This window comes from Celeribacter indicus (assembly GCF_000819565.1).
Taxonomy (GTDB): Bacteria; Pseudomonadota; Alphaproteobacteria; order Rhodobacterales; family Rhodobacteraceae; genus Celeribacter; species Celeribacter indicus.
Genome location: NZ_CP004393.1, coordinates 3,723,464 through 3,739,939, shown reverse-complemented (window position 1 = coordinate 3,739,939; position 16,476 = coordinate 3,723,464). Strand labels below are relative to the sequence as shown.

Here is a 16,476-nt window from a genome sequence, read left to right as displayed (position 1 = left end):
CACGCCGTGTTTAACGGGGGGCAGGCGACGAGAAAAGAGGACATCGCATGGCGGAGGATCACGAGGACGCGCGCGGCGACATGGCAAGGGGCTTCTGGGTTTTCGGCTATGGCTCCCTCATCTGGAATCCGGGCTTCGAACCGGTCGAGCGGGTGCCGGCGACCCTGTCGGGCTTCGCGCGCTCCTTCTGCATGTGGTCGATCCATCATCGCGGCACGCCCGACCTGCCGGGGCTGGTGCTCGCGCTCGACGCCGCCGAGGGCGGACGCTGCCGCGGCATCGCCTTTCGCGTCGGGCCGGAGAGGGCCGCGGCCACGCTGGCCGAGCTGCGTGAACGCGAACTCGTCTCCTCGGCCTATCTCGAACGCCGCGTGCCCCTGGCGCTCGACGACGGGCGGGTGGTGCCGGCGCTCGCCTATGTGGTCGATCCCGCGCATGTGCAATATACCGGCCCGCTCAGCCTCGAGCGGCAGGCCGAGGTGATCGCCGCGGCGACGGGCGGGCGCGGGCCGAATGCCGACTATCTCTTCAACACCGCCTCCCACCTTGCCGAGATCGGGATGGAGGATGCCGAACTGACCGAACTGGCGGCACGGGTGCGGACCCGTCTCGGCCTGTGACAGGCACGAAATCGCGTGTTGGCAGCGGCGCTGCGCTCCCCTATCGTGGCCGGGACAGTCAATGAAAGGTCAGGACAGGGTCGCTATGGACCAACCCGATCGCGAGGCCCGGTACCACTATTTCTCCCAGCCCGTGCGCCAGATCACCCTCATGGTGATCGTGCTCGGGCTCGTGAGCTTCGGTTTCTACATCGCGCTTCCGCGCGTGATGCCGGTGTTCTTCGCCAATCTCTATCTCAACGGTTTCATCGCGGTCGTCTTCGTGATCGGGATCCTCGCCTGTTTCTGGCAGGTGGTGACGCTCGTTTCCTCGGTCAACTGGATCGAACGTTTCACCGGACAGCGCCCCGACGAGCCGGACAGGGACGCGCCCTCGCTCCTGGCGCCGCTCGCCGCGCTCCTGCGCGGTCGGAGCCGGCGCACGCAGATCTCCGCGACCTCGGCGCGGTCGATCCTCGATTCCGTGGCCACCCGGATCGACGAGGCGCGCGACATCACGCGCTACATCGCCAACCTTCTGATCTTCCTCGGCCTCCTCGGCACGTTCTACGGGCTCGCGACGACGGTCCCGGCGGTGGTGGACACGATCCGCGCCCTGGCGCCGACCGGCGACGAGAGCGCCGCGGACATCTTCTCCCGGCTCATGACCGGGCTCGAGAGCCAGCTTGGCGGCATGGGCACCGCCTTCGCCTCCTCGCTTCTGGGGCTGGCGGGGTCGCTGGTGATCGGAATGCTCGAACTCTTCGCCTCCCACGGCCAGAACCGCTTTTTCCGCGAGCTCGAGGACTGGCTCTCGACGATCACGCGGATCGGTTTTGCCGGGGAGGGCGAGGGCGGCGAGATGTCGGGTGCGGTCGCGGTCCTCGATCACATGAGCCAGCAGATGGATATGCTGCATGACATCTTCGCACGCTCCGACGCCTCGCGCGCCGCACTCGACGCGCGGCTCGGCCGGGTGGCGGACACGATGGACCGGATGATCGGACGCCTCGAGGGCGAGAGCGACACGACGAGGGTGCTTGTGCGGGTCGCGGAGGGGCAGGAACGGCTGGTCGGCGTGATCGCGGCGCGCGAGGAACGGGATCAGGACGCCCTCGATGCGGAGGCGCGGATGCGGTTGCGCTCGATCGACGTGCAGCTCCTGCGCATTCTGGAGGAACTGTCGGCCGGCCGTCAGGAAAGCGTGTCCGAGCTGCGCGCCGAGATCGCCATGCTCACGCGGACCCTGCGCGATCTCGGGGAACAGGCCTGAGCCATGGCTGCTCTGCGCCGTTCCTCACACCGCATGTCCGGCTCGATCTGGCCGGGGTTCGTCGATGCGATGACCGCGCTGCTGCTGGTGCTGATGTTCGTCCTGACCATCTTCATGGTCGTCCAGTCGATGCTGCGCGACACGATTTCGGGACAGGCGCATGAACTCGACGCGCTGAACGCGGAGGTCGCCGCCCTCGCGAATGCGCTCGGGCTCGAGCAGCAGAAAAGCGCGACCCTCCAGGACCAGATCGGCAACCTGCGCGCGACGCTGACGGCGGCGCGGGAAACGGCGGAGGAACAGGCGGCGACCATTGCCGGGCTCGAGGCGCAGAATGCCGAACAGGCGGGGCGGATCGCGTCGTTCGAAGAGCAGGTTGCAAGCCTTCTGGCCGCCCGCGATCAGGCGCTGGCGCGCGGCACCGAGCTTGCCGCGCAGATCGACGACCTGGAGGCGGCGCAGGCGCGGCTCGTTTCCGAACAGGAGGCGATGCAGCTCGCGCTGGCAAGCGCGCGCGAGGAGATCGACGCGGCCACCGAACAGGCCCGTCTCGCCGCGGCCCGGCGCGAAGCGCTGGAGGCGCTGATCGCGGACCTGCGCGCGGAGGCGGAGACCCGCGACACGGCGCTGTCGGAGGCGCAGACGGAACTCTCCGAGAGCGAGGAGGCCCGGCTCGCCGATGCGGCGGCGCTCCAGGCGCTGCGCGACCGGCTCGCGAATTCGGAGACGGAGCTTTCCGCAATGACGCTCGCGCTCGAGGAAGCGCGGCAGGAGGCCGAGGACACGCTGACGCTTCTGGCTGCCGCCGAGGCGGCGCGCGACCGGCTCCAGCAGGAGGCCGAGGGCGACATGAGCGCGGCGGAGCGGCAGGCGGCGCTGCTCGCCCAGGCACGCGAGGCCCTGTCGGAGGAGGAGGCACGCTCGGCGGAAAGCGAGCGCCGCGTCGCGCTGCTCAACCAGCAGGTCGCGGAACTGCGCCGGCAGCTTTCCGTGCTCCAGTCCACGCTCGACGACCGGGCGGCGCGCGACGCCGAGGCGGAGGTGCAGATCGACACGCTGACCTCGCGGCTCAACGCGGCGCTGGCGCAGGTCGCGGCGGAGGAGCGGCGGCGGGCGGAGCTCGAGGCGGCGGAGCGCCGGAGGCTCGAGGAGGAGGCGAAATCGCTCGAGAATTACCGGTCCGAATTCTTCGGCCGGCTGCGCGCGATCCTCGGGGACCGCGAGGGGGTGCGGATCGTCGGCGACCGCTTCGTGTTCTCCTCAGAGGTGCTGTTCGAACCGGCCTCCGCCGATCTCGGTGCCGAGGGCCGTGCACAGATCGCGCGGGTCACGGGCACGCTGGCGGAGATCGCCAGGGAGATCCCGCCGGAGATCAACTGGATCATCCGGGTGGACGGCCACACCGACAAGACGCCGCTGTCGGGGCTTGGCGAATATGCCGACAACTGGGAATTGTCGCAGGCACGGGCGCTGTCCGTGGTGCGCTACATGTCGGAGGATCTCGGTTTCCCGGCGGACCGGCTGGTTGCGGCGGGGTTCGGGGAATATCAGCCGATCGCGAGTGGCGACAGCCTGGCGGCGCTGGCGCAGAACCGGCGGATCGAGCTGAAGCTCACGGAGAAATAGGCACCCGGACGGCGGCTTACCGGGCGTCGTCCACGAGCATATCGGCGGTCATCCTGTCGATCACGCGCCCGTCGCGGAGCAGCGCGACGGAGGCGCGATAGCCGCCGGGGTGCCAGGTGCCGGGGCTGGCCTTGCCGACCGCCCGGAATACCTGGGCCTGCGGCGTGTCGAGCGGGGCGTCCCGGCTCACGATCTCGCCCTCGGGACCGGCGAGCGAGAGGCGCAGGACGTCGCCCGCCCGGCTGCCATAGGCGAAGCCGTAGACCACGAGCGCCGGTGCGGCAGTGGTAAGGGCGGTGGCCGCCGCGGTGCCTGCCTTGACCTGATCGAACGCGGGGATCCGCGTGGCGATGCCGACGGAGAGCAGCCCGCCCGGCCGATAGGAGATCTCCTGCGACCAGAGCGTGCCGCCGCGGGGCGGACCTTCGCCGCAGGCGACGACGCCGCCCGGATTGAACGGGTCGATCACCGCCCCGTCCCGGCGCAGGACGAAATGCAGATGGGGAAATTCCGTCGCCCCCGATAGCCCGACCTGTCCCAGCACCGTCGCGGCGCCGACGCGCTGGCCGGTCCTGACCGCGACGGACCCCTTCCGAAGGTGGCAATACTGGCTGGTCCAGCCGCCGCCGTGGTCGATCACCACGCCGTTGCCGCATTCCTTTCCCGTGACGTCCGGCGCGTCCCCGTTCCCCTGGGAAACGTCCTCCTCCCCGTCGCGGATGGCGCGCACGGTGCCGGGCGCGGTGGCGAAGACGTCGACGCCCGTCCAGACGTCCCCCATCGCGGGCAGGGCGAAGTCCGTGCCCTTGTGACCGTCATAGGACAGCGGGCCGCAGGTGAAATCGGCCGCGCCGGGGCCGGGGTCGGTATCGACGTAATTCTGGATGTAGCAGCTTTCGCCCGGTGTGCAGTCGAGCGGCAGGGACAGCACCGGATCGCGGGCGAGGGCGGGTGCGGCGAGGATCGGAGCGGCGAGGACGAGGAGAGGCAGAAGGCTGGCGCGGCGCATGGGGGTCCTCCGGTCATTGGTCGCAGGCTCGCGCAGCGAAAAGGCCCCGTCAAGGTGACGGGGCCTTTCGATCCTGTTTGTCCGTGTGTCCCGGCCGGTCAGTCGGCGGTCAGAAGCGGCGGCTTCTTCGACCGGCCGAGGCGGGGGGCACCCGGTTCCTCGACCTTGAGGTCGATTTCGCCGTCCTTGACGCCGACCCTGACGACGCCACCCTTCGCGAGCTTGCCGAAGAGAAGCTCCTCGGCGAGCGGCTTCTTGATGTGCTCCTGGATCACGCGGCCGAGCGGACGCGCGCCCATCTTGTCGTCATAGCCCTTTTCGGCCAGCCATTCGGCAGCGGGGCGGGTGAGTTCGATGGAGACGTTGCGGTCCATGAGCTGCGCCTCGAGTTGCAGCACGAACTTCTCGACCACCTGGAGGATGACCTCCTTCGGCAGCGGCTGGAAGGACACGACCGCGTCGAGGCGGTTGCGGAATTCCGGCGTGAAGGTGCGCTCGATCGCCGCCGTGTCCTCGCCCTCGCGGCGGTCACGGCCGAAGCCGATGGCCTCTTTCGCCTGTTCGGTCGCCCCCGCGTTCGAGGTCATGATCAGGATCACGTTGCGGAAATCGACGGTCCGGCCGTTGTGATCGGTGAGCTTGCCGTTGTCCATCACCTGAAGCAGGATGTTGTAGACATCCGGGTGTGCCTTTTCGATCTCGTCGAGCAGCAGCACGCAATGCGGATGCTGGTCCACGCTGTCGGTCAGCAGACCGCCCTGATCGAAGCCGACATAGCCCGGAGGCGCACCGATGAGCCGGGAGACCGCGTGTTTCTCCATGTATTCCGACATGTCGAAGCGCAGAAGCTCCACGCCGAGGCTCGAGGCGAGCTGGTTGGCCACTTCGGTCTTGCCGACGCCGGTGGGGCCAGCGAAGAGGTAGTTGCCGATCGGCTTCTGCGGTTCGCGCAGACCCGCGCGGGCGAGCTTGATCGCAGAGGACAGCGTCTCGATGGCCTTGTCCTGACCGAACACGACCCGCTTGAGCGTCGCTTCGAGATCCTTGAGCACCTCCGCGTCGTCCTTGGAGACGTTCTTCGGCGGGATGCGCGCGATCTTCGCCACGACCGCCTCGATCTCCTTCGGAGAGATCGTCTTGCGACGGCGGCTCTCGGCCACGAGATGCTGGGCCGCGCCCGCCTCGTCGATCACGTCGATCGCCTTGTCGGGAAGCTTGCGGTCATGGATGTAGCGCGCGGAGAGTTCCACGGCCGTCTTGATCGCCTCGTTGGTGTAGCGGATGTCGTGATGCTCCTCGAAATAGGGCTTGAGGCCCTGGAGGATCTTCACCGTGTCATCCACCGACGGCTCGTTCACGTCGATTTTCTGGAACCGGCGGCTGAGCGCGCGGTCCTTCTCGAAATGCTGGCGGAACTCCTTGTAGGTGGTGGAGCCCATGCAGCGCAGCTTGCCGCCCTGCAACGCGGGCTTGAGCAGGTTGGAAGCATCCATCGCCCCGCCGGAGGTCGCACCCGCGCCGATCACGGTGTGGATCTCGTCGATGAAGAGGATGGCGTCGGGATGCTCCTCGAGCTCCTTCACCACGGCTTTCAGCCGCTCCTCGAAATCGCCGCGATAGCGCGTGCCGGCGAGCAGCGCGCCCATGTCGAGCGAGAAGATGGTGGAATGGGCGAGCACCTCGGGCGTCTCACCGTCGACGATCTTCTTGGCAAGGCCTTCGGCGATGGCGGTCTTGCCCACGCCGGGATCGCCCACGAGAAGCGGGTTGTTCTTGCGCCGGCGGCAGAGCACCTGGATGCAGCGCTCGACCTCGTGGGCGCGGCCGATCAGCGGATCGACATCGCCCTTCTTGGCCTTCTTGTTGAGGTCGACGCAATATTTGGCGAGCGCGGATTCCTTGTCCTCGCCCGGCGCCTGCGCCTGTTGCGCCTGCGCCTCCTCCTCGTGGTCGGCGCCGGTGATCGGGCGCTGTTCACCGAAGGCGGGATCCTTGGCGACGCCATGGGCGATGAAATTCACCGCGTCATAGCGCGTCATGTCCTGTTCCTGGAGGAAATAGGCGGCGTTCGATTCGCGTTCGGCGAAGATCGCGACGAGCACGTTGGCGCCGGTCACCTCGGTGCGGCCGGAGGACTGGACGTGGATCGCCGCGCGCTGGATCACGCGCTGGAAGGAGGCTGTGGGCACGGCCTCCGACCCCTCCACATCCGTGACGAGGGTCGAGAGATCGTCCTCGATGTAATCCAGAAGGGTTTTCCGAAGGTCCTCGAGATCGACGTTGCACGCCTGCATCACGCGCGCCGCGTCGGGCTCGTCGACCAGGGCCAGAAGGAGGTGTTCCAGCGTTGCGAGTTCGTGGCGCCGGGCGTTGGCCAGCGCCAGAGCGGCATGGATGGCCTGCTCAAGGGTGTTCGAAAATGACGGCACTTCGTATGTGCTCCTTCGCATTCGGGGTCTGGAGGGGACGTCTATGGCCCCGCACCCAACCGTGGCCTCATACTCTTAAACTTCGATTGAAAGCCGCGCGCTTCAAGGAAAAAAGTGGCTGACACCGGTAAATTTTCGTGAGGCGCCAAGTTTTGTGCGGTTTGACAGGGGTGGTTCCCTCTTCGGGTAGGGTTCATGTATGGTCCGCGGGCGGTGTTTCAAGGGGCACGGAGAGGGGCCGGGCGCGGCGTCAGAACCGGTCCTTCCGGGCCCGGATCTCCGCGAAGACGGCGACATCGGGTGCATCGGCCATGTCGAGGGCCGATTTCACGGAGGCCGTGTCGGCGCGCAGGAACGGATTCGTGTCGCATTCGAGGCCGAGGGACGAGGGAACGGTCGGTTTTCCCTCGGCGCGCAGGCTCTCGACCTCGGCGATCCTGGCCTTGAGCGCGGCGTTGCCGGGTTCGATCGTCGCGGCGAAACGTGCATTGCCGAGCGTGTATTCATGGCCGGAATAGACCATCGTCTCGCGGGGCAGGGCCCGCAGCCGGGTGAGGCTCGTCCACATTTCCTCCGCCGTGCCCTCGATCAGCCGGCCGCAGCCGAGCGCCATCAGGCTGTCGCCGGAGAACAGCGCGTCGGCGGACGGGATGTAGAAGGCGATATGGCCATTGGCATGCCCCGGCACATGCAGCACCTGCACCTCATGCGCGCCGAAGCGGAAGCTGCCCTCCTGCGGCAGGTCCTCGTCGAGCGGCGGCATGTTCGGCGCCGCGTGGCGCGTGCCCCTGACCCGTGCCGCGGTCTCCGCCTTCAACCCCGCGACGCCGCCGACATGATCCCAGTGGTGATGCGTGATCCAGATCTCGTCGAGATCCCAGCCCCGCGCCTCCAGCGCCGCGAGCACCGGAGCCGCGCCGCCGCAGTCCACGGCGGCCGTCTTTCCGGTGTCCGTGTCGCGGATCAGGAAATAATAGTTGTCGAAAACCTCCAGGGCGGGGACTGTGACGATCTCAAGCATGGTGTTTTCTCCGGCTTTGGGTCATTGTCCTTTCAAGTTTTGGGGAAAGCGCGCGGATTGCAATGCATCTCGACGTCGTTGAGCTGAGAAATTTCTACTACCGCACCGGGCTGGGGCGGGCCGCGCAGCGCGCGATCCGCGACCAGGTGGTGAATTTCTGGCCCGATGCCGAGCGGCAGACGGTGGCGGGCTTCGGCTTTGCCGTGCCGCTGCTGCGTCCCTTCCTGAACGATGCGCGCCGGGTCGTGGGGCTGATGCCCGACCAGCAGGGGGTGATGCACTGGCCTGCCGGCCTGCCGAACGTCTCCGTGCTCTGTCCGGAGACGCGCTGGCCGATCCAGACCGGCTTTGTCGACAAGCTCGTGGTCATGCACGGGCTCGAGACCTCCGACAATGCCGGCGCGCTGCTCGAGGAATGCTGGCGCGTGCTCGGGCCGGGCGGGCGTGTGCTGTTCGTCGTTCCGAACCGCGGCGGGCTCTGGTCGCGTTCGGACAACACGCCTTTCGGTCACGGGCGCCCCTATTCGCTCGGCCAGCTCGAGGCGCAGCTCCGGCAGGCGGGGTTCATCCCCGAACGCCACGCCGCCGTGCTGTTCCAGCCGCCGTCGCATCGCCGCTTCTGGCTGCGCTGGGGGCCGGTCTGGGAACGGTTCGCGCGGCGGCTGTCGGGATCGCTGGTCGGGGGCGTGATCATGATCGAGGCCTCCAAGCAGGTCTATGCGCAGACCGGCTCCGGCTCCCCCGAGGCGGTGCGCCGTCCCTCCCGCGTGCTCGAGGGCCTGCGCCCCGTGCCGGAGGCGAAGCCGGTGTGAGGCGCGGGCCTCCGGCGCCTGGGTGAAGCCCCGTTCCGCGGCCATCCCAGGGCGGGTTCCGGAGGGACCGGAGCCGGGGTGCCGCGGGCCGGAAAGGAGGGAATCGCACGAATCCGTGAAGGTGACATCCGGCGTGGGAAAACTAATTTTTCCGGGTAGGACGCCGATTTGCCTAATGCCCTGAAAATTAACGGCGGCAAGTTTCGCGCTGTTGGCGCTAAAGTGGCGCAACAAGGTTGCGGCATGGGGGCTGCTCTGATACATCCACGCTGATTTTGCCGCCCGCGCATCCTGCACGGGTCAATCAAGCTGCCCATTCCCGCGTGAGATCCCATTGGCAAGGGGCAGAGGGGACGGGCCCTAAGACATCGGAAGGGTGGACGTGTCCGAACCAGCTTCGATCTCCCGCGGCATCGCCGCAAGATACGCAACGGCCATTTTCGAACTGGCCAAAGAAGGCAATTCCGTCAAGGCGCTCGAAGCCGACGTGGCGACGCTTGCGGCTGCCCTGTCCGAAAGCGACGACCTGCGGGCGCTGGTGACGTCCCCGATCTATTCGCGCGACGAGCTCGAGACGGCGATCACCGCGATTGCCGCCAGGGCCGGCCTCTCCGGGGTCGTGACGAACACGCTCGCGCTGATGGCGCGGAACCGCCGCCTCTTCGTCCTGCCGCAACTCGTCGACGCGCTCCAGGCGATGCTCGCCGAGGAGCGCGGCGAAGTCGTGGCCGAGGTCGTGTCCGCCAAGGCGCTGACCCAGGCACAGACCACCAAGCTCGCCGGCACGCTTTCCGAGACCTTCGGCAAGCAGGTGACCGTGAATGCGACCGTCGATGAGAGCCTCATCGGCGGTCTTATAGTCAAGGTGGGCTCGAAGATGATCGACACCTCGATCGCCTCGAAGCTCAACTCCCTCCAGAATGCAATGAAAGAGGTCGGATAATGGGAATCCAGGCAGCTGAAATTTCTGCGATCCTTAAGGAGCAGATCAAGAACTTCGGCCAGGAGGCCGAGGTCGCTGAAGTGGGCCGCGTGCTCTCTGTCGGGGACGGGATCGCCCGCGTCTATGGCCTCGACAACGTGCAGGCCGGCGAGATGGTCGAGTTTCCGGGCGGGATCCGCGGCATGGCGCTCAACCTCGAGGCCGACAACGTCGGTGTCGTGATCTTCGGCTCCGACCGCGACATCAAGGAAGGCGACACCGTCAAGCGCACCAATTCCATCGTGGACGTGCCCGCCGGCGACGCGCTTCTCGGCCGCGTCGTGGACGGTCTCGGCAACCCGATCGACGGCAAGGGCGCGATCGCGGCCGCCGAACGCCGCATCGCGGATGTGAAGGCGCCGGGCATCATCCCGCGCAAATCCGTGCACGAACCGATGGCGACCGGCCTCAAATCCGTCGACGCCATGATCCCGATCGGCCGCGGCCAGCGCGAGCTGATCATCGGCGACCGCCAGACCGGCAAGACCGCCGTGGCGCTCGATGCGATCCTCAACCAGAAATCCTACAACGACGCCGCCGGCGACGACGAGAGCAAGAAGCTCTACTGCATCTACGTCGCCATCGGCCAGAAGCGTTCGACCGTGGCCCAGCTCGTGAAGAAGCTCGAGGAAACCGGCGCGATCGAATACACCACCGTCGTGGCCGCGACCGCGTCCGACCCGGCGCCGATGCAGTTCATGGCGCCCTATGCCGCGACCGCGATGGCGGAATATTTCCGCGACAACGGCCGCCACGCGCTCATCATCTACGATGACCTTTCGAAACAGGCCGTGGCCTATCGCCAGATGTCGCTGCTGCTGCGCCGTCCGCCGGGGCGCGAAGCCTATCCGGGCGACGTGTTCTACCTCCATTCGCGCCTGCTCGAGCGCTCCGCGAAGCTCAACGAGGATTTCGGCGCGGGCTCGCTGACGGCCCTGCCGATCATCGAAACCCAGGGCGGCGACGTGTCGGCCTTCATCCCGACCAACGTGATCTCGATCACCGACGGCCAGATCTTCCTCGAGACCGAGCTGTTCTATCAGGGCATCCGCCCGGCCGTGAACACCGGTCTGTCCGTGTCCCGCGTGGGCTCCTCGGCGCAGACGAAGGCGATGTCCTCGGTCGCCGGTCCGGTGAAACTGTCGCTCGCGCAATATCGCGAGATGGCCGCGTTTGCCCAGTTCGGCTCCGACCTCGACGCCGCGACCCAGCGCCTGCTGAACCGCGGCGCGCGCCTCACCGAGCTGATGAAACAGCCGCAGTACTCGCCGCTCACCAATGCCGAAATCGTCGTGGTGATCTTCGCGGGCACCAACGGCTATCTCGACAGGATTCCGGTGTCGGAAGTCGGCAAGTACGAAGCCGCACTTCTCGAGTTCATGCGCAACCAGAAGCGCGACGTGCTCGACTGGATCACCAGCGAGGATCCGAAGATCAAGGGCGAGCCGGCCGACAAGCTCAAAGCGGTTCTGGACGAATTCGCCAAAACCTACGCTTAATCCTGAAGGACGCTTGAATGCCCAGCCTCAAGGATCTCAAAAACCGGATCTCCTCGGTCAAGTCGACCCGGAAGATCACGAAGGCCATGCAGATGGTGGCCGCCGCGAAACTGCGGCGGGCACAGGATGCGGCCGAGGCCGCCCGGCCCTATGCGGAGCGTTTCAACGCTGTGCTCGGGGCGCTGTCGGCATCGGCCGGTGGCTCCGATACCGCGCCCCGGCTTCTGGCCGGGACCGGCAGGGACGACGTGCACCTGCTCGTCGTCATGACGTCCGAGAAAGGTCTCTGCGGCGGCTTCAACACGAATATCGTGAAGCTCGCCAAGACCCGCATCGCCGAGCTCAGGGCCGCCGGCAAGACGGTGAAGATCATCACCGTCGGCAAGAAGGGCCGTGAACAGCTGAAGCGGGAATATGCGGACCTGTTCGTGGCGCATGTGGACCTCACCGAGGTCAAGAAGGTCGGCTACGCGAACGCGCAGGAGATCGCCCGCGACATTCTCGCCCGCTTCGACGCGGGGGAGTTCGACGTGGCCACGATCTTCTACGCGAAGTTCCAGAACGTCGTGACGCAGGTCCCGACCGCCCAGCAGATCATCCCCGCGGCCTACGAGGCCGGGGAGGGCGAAGGCGGCGGTGCGCTCTACGATTACGAGCCCTCCGAGGAAGGCATTCTCGCCGACCTCCTGCCGCGTGGCGTCGCCACGCAGATCTTTGCGGCTCTCCTGGAAAACGCGGCCTCCGAACAGGGCGCGCGGATGTCCGCCATGGACAATGCGACGCGCAACGCAGGCGACATGATCGACAAGCTGACGATCGAATACAACCGGTCGCGTCAGGCCGTCATCACCAACGAGCTCATCGAAATCATCTCGGGCGCTGAGGCGCTCTAAGACCCGGAGTAACGACACATGGCACAAAACAAAGGCAAGATCACGCAGGTGATTGGCGCCGTTGTCGACGTTCAGTTCGACGGCGCGCTCCCGGCCATTCTCAACGCGCTCGAATGCGACAACAACGGCACGCGCCTCGTTCTGGAGGTGGCCCAGCACCTCGGCGAGAACGAAGTGCGCACCATCGCGATGGACTCGACCGAAGGTCTCGTGCGCGGCCAGGGCGTGAGCGACACCGGCGGCCCGATCACCATTCCGGTGGGCAACGCGACGCTCGGCCGCATCCTCAACGTCATCGGTGAGCCGGTGGACGAAAAGGGCCCGGTCGAGACGACCGAGACCCGCGCGATCCACCAGCCCGCGCCCGAATTCGACGAACAGGCCACCGAGACCTCGATCCTCGTCACCGGCATCAAGGTCATCGACCTGCTGGCCCCCTATTCCAAGGGCGGCAAGATCGGCCTGTTCGGCGGCGCCGGCGTGGGCAAGACCGTGCTCATCATGGAACTCATCAACAACATCGCGAAGGTGCACTCGGGCTTCTCCGTCTTCGCAGGTGTGGGGGAGCGGACCCGTGAAGGCAACGACCTCTATCACGAGATGATCGAATCCAACGTCATCAAGCCCGACAACCTCTCCGAGAGCCAGGTGGCGCTGGTCTACGGCCAGATGAACGAACCGCCGGGAGCCCGTGCCCGCGTCGCCCTGACGGGGCTGACGCTCGCCGAGCAATTCCGCGACCAGTCCGGGACCGACGTTCTGTTCTTCGTCGACAACATCTTCCGCTTCACGCAGGCGGGGTCCGAAGTGTCCGCGCTTCTCGGCCGGATCCCCTCCGCCGTGGGCTATCAGCCGACGCTCGCGACCGACATGGGCGCGATGCAGGAGCGGATCACCTCCACGAAGAACGGCTCGATCACCTCGATCCAGGCCGTCTACGTGCCCGCGGACGACCTCACCGACCCGGCTCCGGCCACGACCTTCGCCCACCTCGACGCGACGACGGTTCTCAACCGCGCGATCTCCGAGCTCGGCATCTACCCGGCCGTGGACCCGCTCGAGAGCTCCTCGCGGATCCTCGATCCGCAGATCGTCGGCGAAGAGCATTACCAGGTCGCGCGTGACGTCCAGACCATCCTCCAGCGCTACAAGTCGCTTCAGGACATCATTGCCATCCTCGGCATGGACGAACTCAGCGAAGAGGACAAGCTGGCCGTGGCCCGCGCCCGGAAGATCCAGCGTTTCCTCTCCCAGCCGTTCGACGTGGCGAAGGTGTTCACCGGCTCCGACGGGGTGCAGGTGCCGCTCGAGGACACGATCAAGTCGTTCAAGGCGGTTGTCGCCGGCGAATACGACCACCTGCCGGAAGCGGCCTTCTACATGGTGGGCGGCATCGACGAAGTGCTCGCGAAAGCCGAGAAACTCGCCGCCGAAGCCGCCTAATCGCAACCCGGAAGGAGGCCTTCGATGGCTGACAAAGTCCAATTCGATCTCGTCTCTCCTGAGCGCAAACTCGCGTCTCTCGAAGTGGAGCAGGTCCAGATACCGGGTTCCGAAGGACGTCTGACCGCGATGGCGGGCCATGAGCCCACCATCCTCACGCTGCGCCCCGGCCGCCTCGTGGCGACCGGGCCGGAGGGCGAGATGGAGTTCATCGTGACGGGCGGGTTTGCCGAGCTGTCTCCGACGCATATCTCCGTGCTGGCCGAGGTCGCTCTGCCGCGCGGGGAGATGTCGCAGGAGATCGTCACGGACCTGATCACACAGGCCCGTGCGGAACACGACAAGGCGACCGTGGAAGACAAGGCGGACACGCATTCCTTCCTCGCCGATCTCGTGCATATCGCCGAGGATCTGGGGTTCCACACCAACCTCTGAGCCGGTGTGGCAATGATCGCGAAAGGGCCCCGCATGAGCCGTGCCGGGGCCTTTTTCATGTCCGGAGCCGAGTGGGCGACCGGCTGCGGCGGTGAGGCGAGGGGCCGGACAGGGCCCGGCGGCGCAGACAGCACCGCTCCCGTTCCTTTTGCTCTTTCCTTTTCGCGCGGCTTCGCGACAATCGCCGCATGGGGACGGGATCAATCGACACGATGCTCAGACTGAACAATCATCAACTCGCGATCGCGCAGGGGTCCCTTCTGCTCTTTTCCGATTTCCAGGACGGGGGCGAGATGTGGACCGGCAAGGGGCGGCGCGAGCTGCGCCGGGGCGTGAGTTTCGAGGCGGGCTTTGCCCGGCCTCCCGTCGTGCAGGTCAGCCTTTCCATGCTGGACATCGACCAATCCACCAACCACCGCGTCGATATCTCGGCCGACAAGGTCACGGACAGCGGTTTCGTCATCGTCTTCCGCACCTGGGGCGATACGAAGATCGCCCGCGCGCGGGTCGACTGGACGGCCTTCGGACCCGTGCGGCACGAGGAGGACTGGGACGTATAGGCGGCGTTCGGGGGGATCCGTGAGACTCGGGCGCGCGTGCCGTCCACTGGCCGCATGTCGGTCGGTCCCGCCCGGCGAGGACATGGTCGCGGAGCGCGCATGAAAAAAGGCGCGGGGACCGGATTCCGCGCGCCTTTCCGGTCTGCCCGACGGTTCAGGCGTGATAGGTGCCCTCGTAGAGCGGCACGAGCGTCTTGTCTTCGAACAGCGAGGACACGGAGGTGCCGTTCCAGGTGTTGATGATCGCCTGCGCGAACAGCGGCGCGGTCGGCACGATGCGGATGTTCGGGCAACGGTGCACCTCCGAGGAGGCCTCGATCGAGTCGGTGATGACGAGGGAGGAGAGCTTCGAATTCGTGACGCGCTCCACCGCCGGGCCGGAGAGGACGCCGTGGGAAATATAGGCATGCACCTCCGCCGCGCCGTGGTCCATCAGCAGGTCGGCCGCCTTGCACAGCGTTCCGGCCGTGTCCACGAGGTCGTCCACGATGACGCATTTCTTGCCTTCGACGGAGCCGATCACGGTCATCTCGGCCACCTCGCCGGGCTTCTCGCGGCGCTTGTCGACGATGGAGAGCGGGGCGTTGATCCGCTTGGCGAGTTCGCGGGCACGGGCCACGCCGCCGACATCGGGGGAGACGACCATGATGTCGTCCATCCCCTCCTTGAAATGATGCTTGATGTCGAGCGCGAAGACCGGCGAGGCGTAGAGGTTGTCCACCGGAATGTCGAAGAAGCCCTGGATCTGCGTCGCATGCAGGTCGAGCGTCAGAACCCGCTCGATGCCGGCCTCGACCATCATGTTGGCCACGAGCTTGGCCGTGATCGGCGTGCGCGCCTTGGTGCGGCGGTCCTGGCGGGCATAGCCGAAATAGGGCACGACGGCGGTGATCCGGCCCGCGGAGGAGCGGCGCAGCGCATCGGTGATGATCAGCAGTTCCATGAGATTGTCGTTGGCCGGGTTCGACGTCGGCTGAACGATGAACATGTCCTCCCCGCGCACGTTCTCGTAGACCTCGACGAAGATCTCCCCGTCGTTGAACCGTTCGACGCGGGCGTCGCAAAGGTCGATCGACATGCCGCGATGCATGGACAGGCGGCGGGCGATGGCGTTGGCGAGGGTGCGGTTGGCGTTACCGGCAATGAGCTTGGGCTCGTTGGTCAGGGGCATGGCAGCAGGTTCCCGAGGTGATGTTCGGCGGAGATCGTCACGGAATCGTAACGTTGACACCGCTTACCACCCCGCTACGGTCTTGCAAACACGCCAGCCGCAGGGGAGGGGCCGAGTGGGACATATCGACTACTATTTCTCGCTTTTGTCGTCATTTACTTATCTCGCGGGCGACCGGTTCCGGGAGATCGCGGACCGGCACGGCGCCACGGTGCGCTACAAGCCCTTCGACATCCTCGCCATGTTCGACCGGCTCGGTGCGCCGCGCCCGTCGGACCGCTCCGAGGCGCGCAAGCTCTACCGCATGCAGGAGCTGAAACGCTGGGCCGCCCGGCTGGGCAAGCCGATGCGGTTCCAGCCCGCCTTCTGGCCGACCAATGCCGCACCGGCCTCCTATGCGGTGATCGCGGCGCAGGAGGCGGGGGGTGGCGATCTCGACGGGCTGGTGCAGCGGCTTCTCAAGGCGGTCTGGGAAGAGGATCGCGATATTGCCGAGGATGCGGTGATCACCGCGGCGCTGGAGGCGTCGGGCTTCGATCCGATGCTGTCGATGACCGGCCTGCTCAACGGGGCGGAGATCTATGCCCGGAACCTCGAGGACGGGCTGAACGCGGGGATCTTCGGTGCGCCTTTCTACATCGTGACCGGCACGGACGAACGGTTCTGGGGGCAGGACCGGCTGGAGATGCTCGACGCCTATCTGGGCACGCTGTGAGGCGGGGGC

15 protein-coding genes are annotated in these 16,476 nt (G+C 66.7%); 11 read left to right on the top strand and 4 right to left on the bottom strand.

Translation table 11 applies throughout. From position 1 onward, the window contains the following. Positions 1-47 precede the first annotated feature (47 nt). The 3 genes from P73_RS18445 to P73_RS18435 all read left to right on the top strand — a co-directional run bounded on the left by P73_RS18445 (position 48) and on the right by P73_RS18435 (position 3,498). The gene (locus tag P73_RS18445; RefSeq protein WP_245629196.1) at positions 48-620 is read left to right on the top strand and encodes a gamma-glutamylcyclotransferase; all 573 of its coding nucleotides are present in this window, start codon (positions 48-50) and stop codon (positions 618-620) included. Between the two features lie 85 nt (positions 621-705). Then, positions 706-1,872 carry a hypothetical protein gene (locus P73_RS18440; RefSeq protein ID WP_043870718.1) on the top strand — a complete coding sequence of 389 codons (1,167 nt, stop codon included), beginning with the start codon at positions 706-708 and terminating at the stop codon, positions 1,870-1,872. 3 nt (positions 1,873-1,875) lie between these two features. Further along, complete coding sequence (locus tag P73_RS18435; RefSeq protein WP_043870717.1) at positions 1,876-3,498, top strand: peptidoglycan -binding protein; 1,623 nt, start codon at positions 1,876-1,878, stop codon at positions 3,496-3,498. Positions 3,499-3,514: 16 nt separating this feature from the next. Here P73_RS18435 and P73_RS18430 read toward each other — a convergent pair whose 3' ends face one another. The 3 genes from P73_RS18430 to gloB form a co-directional block, all read right to left on the bottom strand. Continuing rightward, the gene (locus tag P73_RS18430; RefSeq protein ID WP_043870716.1) at positions 3,515-4,507 is read right to left on the bottom strand and encodes a M23 family metallopeptidase; all 993 of its coding nucleotides are present in this window, start codon (positions 4,505-4,507) and stop codon (positions 3,515-3,517) included. Positions 4,508-4,605: 98 nt separating this feature from the next. Further along, positions 4,606-6,936, bottom strand: a complete 2,331-nt coding sequence (gene clpA / locus P73_RS18425) for an ATP-dependent Clp protease ATP-binding subunit ClpA (protein ID WP_043870715.1) — start codon at positions 6,934-6,936, stop codon at positions 4,606-4,608. Positions 6,937-7,186: 250 nt separating this feature from the next. Continuing rightward, positions 7,187-7,957: a hydroxyacylglutathione hydrolase gene (gloB, locus tag P73_RS18420; RefSeq protein WP_043870714.1), complete on the bottom strand. Its 771-nt coding sequence runs from the start codon at positions 7,955-7,957 to the stop codon at positions 7,187-7,189. Between the two features lie 62 nt (positions 7,958-8,019). Here gloB and P73_RS18415 point away from each other — a divergent pair, with 62 nt between their 5' ends. From P73_RS18415 to P73_RS18385, 7 genes are all read left to right on the top strand, one after another. After that, complete coding sequence (locus P73_RS18415; protein ID WP_043870713.1) at positions 8,020-8,769, top strand: class I SAM-dependent methyltransferase; 750 nt, start codon at positions 8,020-8,022, stop codon at positions 8,767-8,769. A gap of 382 nt (positions 8,770-9,151) precedes the next feature. Beyond that, complete coding sequence (locus P73_RS18410; protein ID WP_043871933.1) at positions 9,152-9,712, top strand: F0F1 ATP synthase subunit delta; 561 nt, start codon at positions 9,152-9,154, stop codon at positions 9,710-9,712. Then, on the top strand, positions 9,712-11,250 hold the full coding sequence (atpA, locus tag P73_RS18405) for a F0F1 ATP synthase subunit alpha (RefSeq protein ID WP_043870712.1): 1,539 nt from the start codon (positions 9,712-9,714) through the stop codon (positions 11,248-11,250). Before P73_RS18410 ends, atpA begins: the two co-directional genes overlap by 1 nt. Before the next feature lie 17 nt (positions 11,251-11,267). Next, positions 11,268-12,143, top strand: coding sequence for a F0F1 ATP synthase subunit gamma (locus P73_RS18400; RefSeq protein WP_043870711.1), 876 nt, complete (start codon positions 11,268-11,270; stop codon positions 12,141-12,143). Between the two features lie 18 nt (positions 12,144-12,161). Beyond that, entirely contained in the window at positions 12,162-13,586 is a 1,425-nt protein-coding gene (gene atpD, locus P73_RS18395) for a F0F1 ATP synthase subunit beta (RefSeq protein WP_043870710.1), read from the top strand. Between the two features lie 24 nt (positions 13,587-13,610). Further along, positions 13,611-14,021, top strand: a complete 411-nt coding sequence (locus P73_RS18390; RefSeq protein ID WP_043870709.1) for a F0F1 ATP synthase subunit epsilon — start codon at positions 13,611-13,613, stop codon at positions 14,019-14,021. Positions 14,022-14,233: 212 nt separating this feature from the next. Further along, a complete protein-coding gene (locus P73_RS18385; protein WP_043870708.1) occupies positions 14,234-14,581 on the top strand; it encodes an H-type lectin domain-containing protein in 348 nt (115 codons plus the stop codon). Between the two features lie 154 nt (positions 14,582-14,735). Here P73_RS18385 and P73_RS18380 read toward each other — a convergent pair whose 3' ends face one another. After that, the gene (locus P73_RS18380) at positions 14,736-15,752 is read right to left on the bottom strand and encodes a ribose-phosphate pyrophosphokinase (RefSeq protein ID WP_043870707.1); all 1,017 of its coding nucleotides are present in this window, start codon (positions 15,750-15,752) and stop codon (positions 14,736-14,738) included. Positions 15,753-15,867: 115 nt separating this feature from the next. Between P73_RS18380 and P73_RS18375 the strand changes: the two genes are divergently transcribed. After that, entirely contained in the window at positions 15,868-16,467 is a 600-nt protein-coding gene (locus P73_RS18375; protein ID WP_043870706.1) for a 2-hydroxychromene-2-carboxylate isomerase, read from the top strand. Positions 16,468-16,476: the final 9 nt, after the last annotated feature.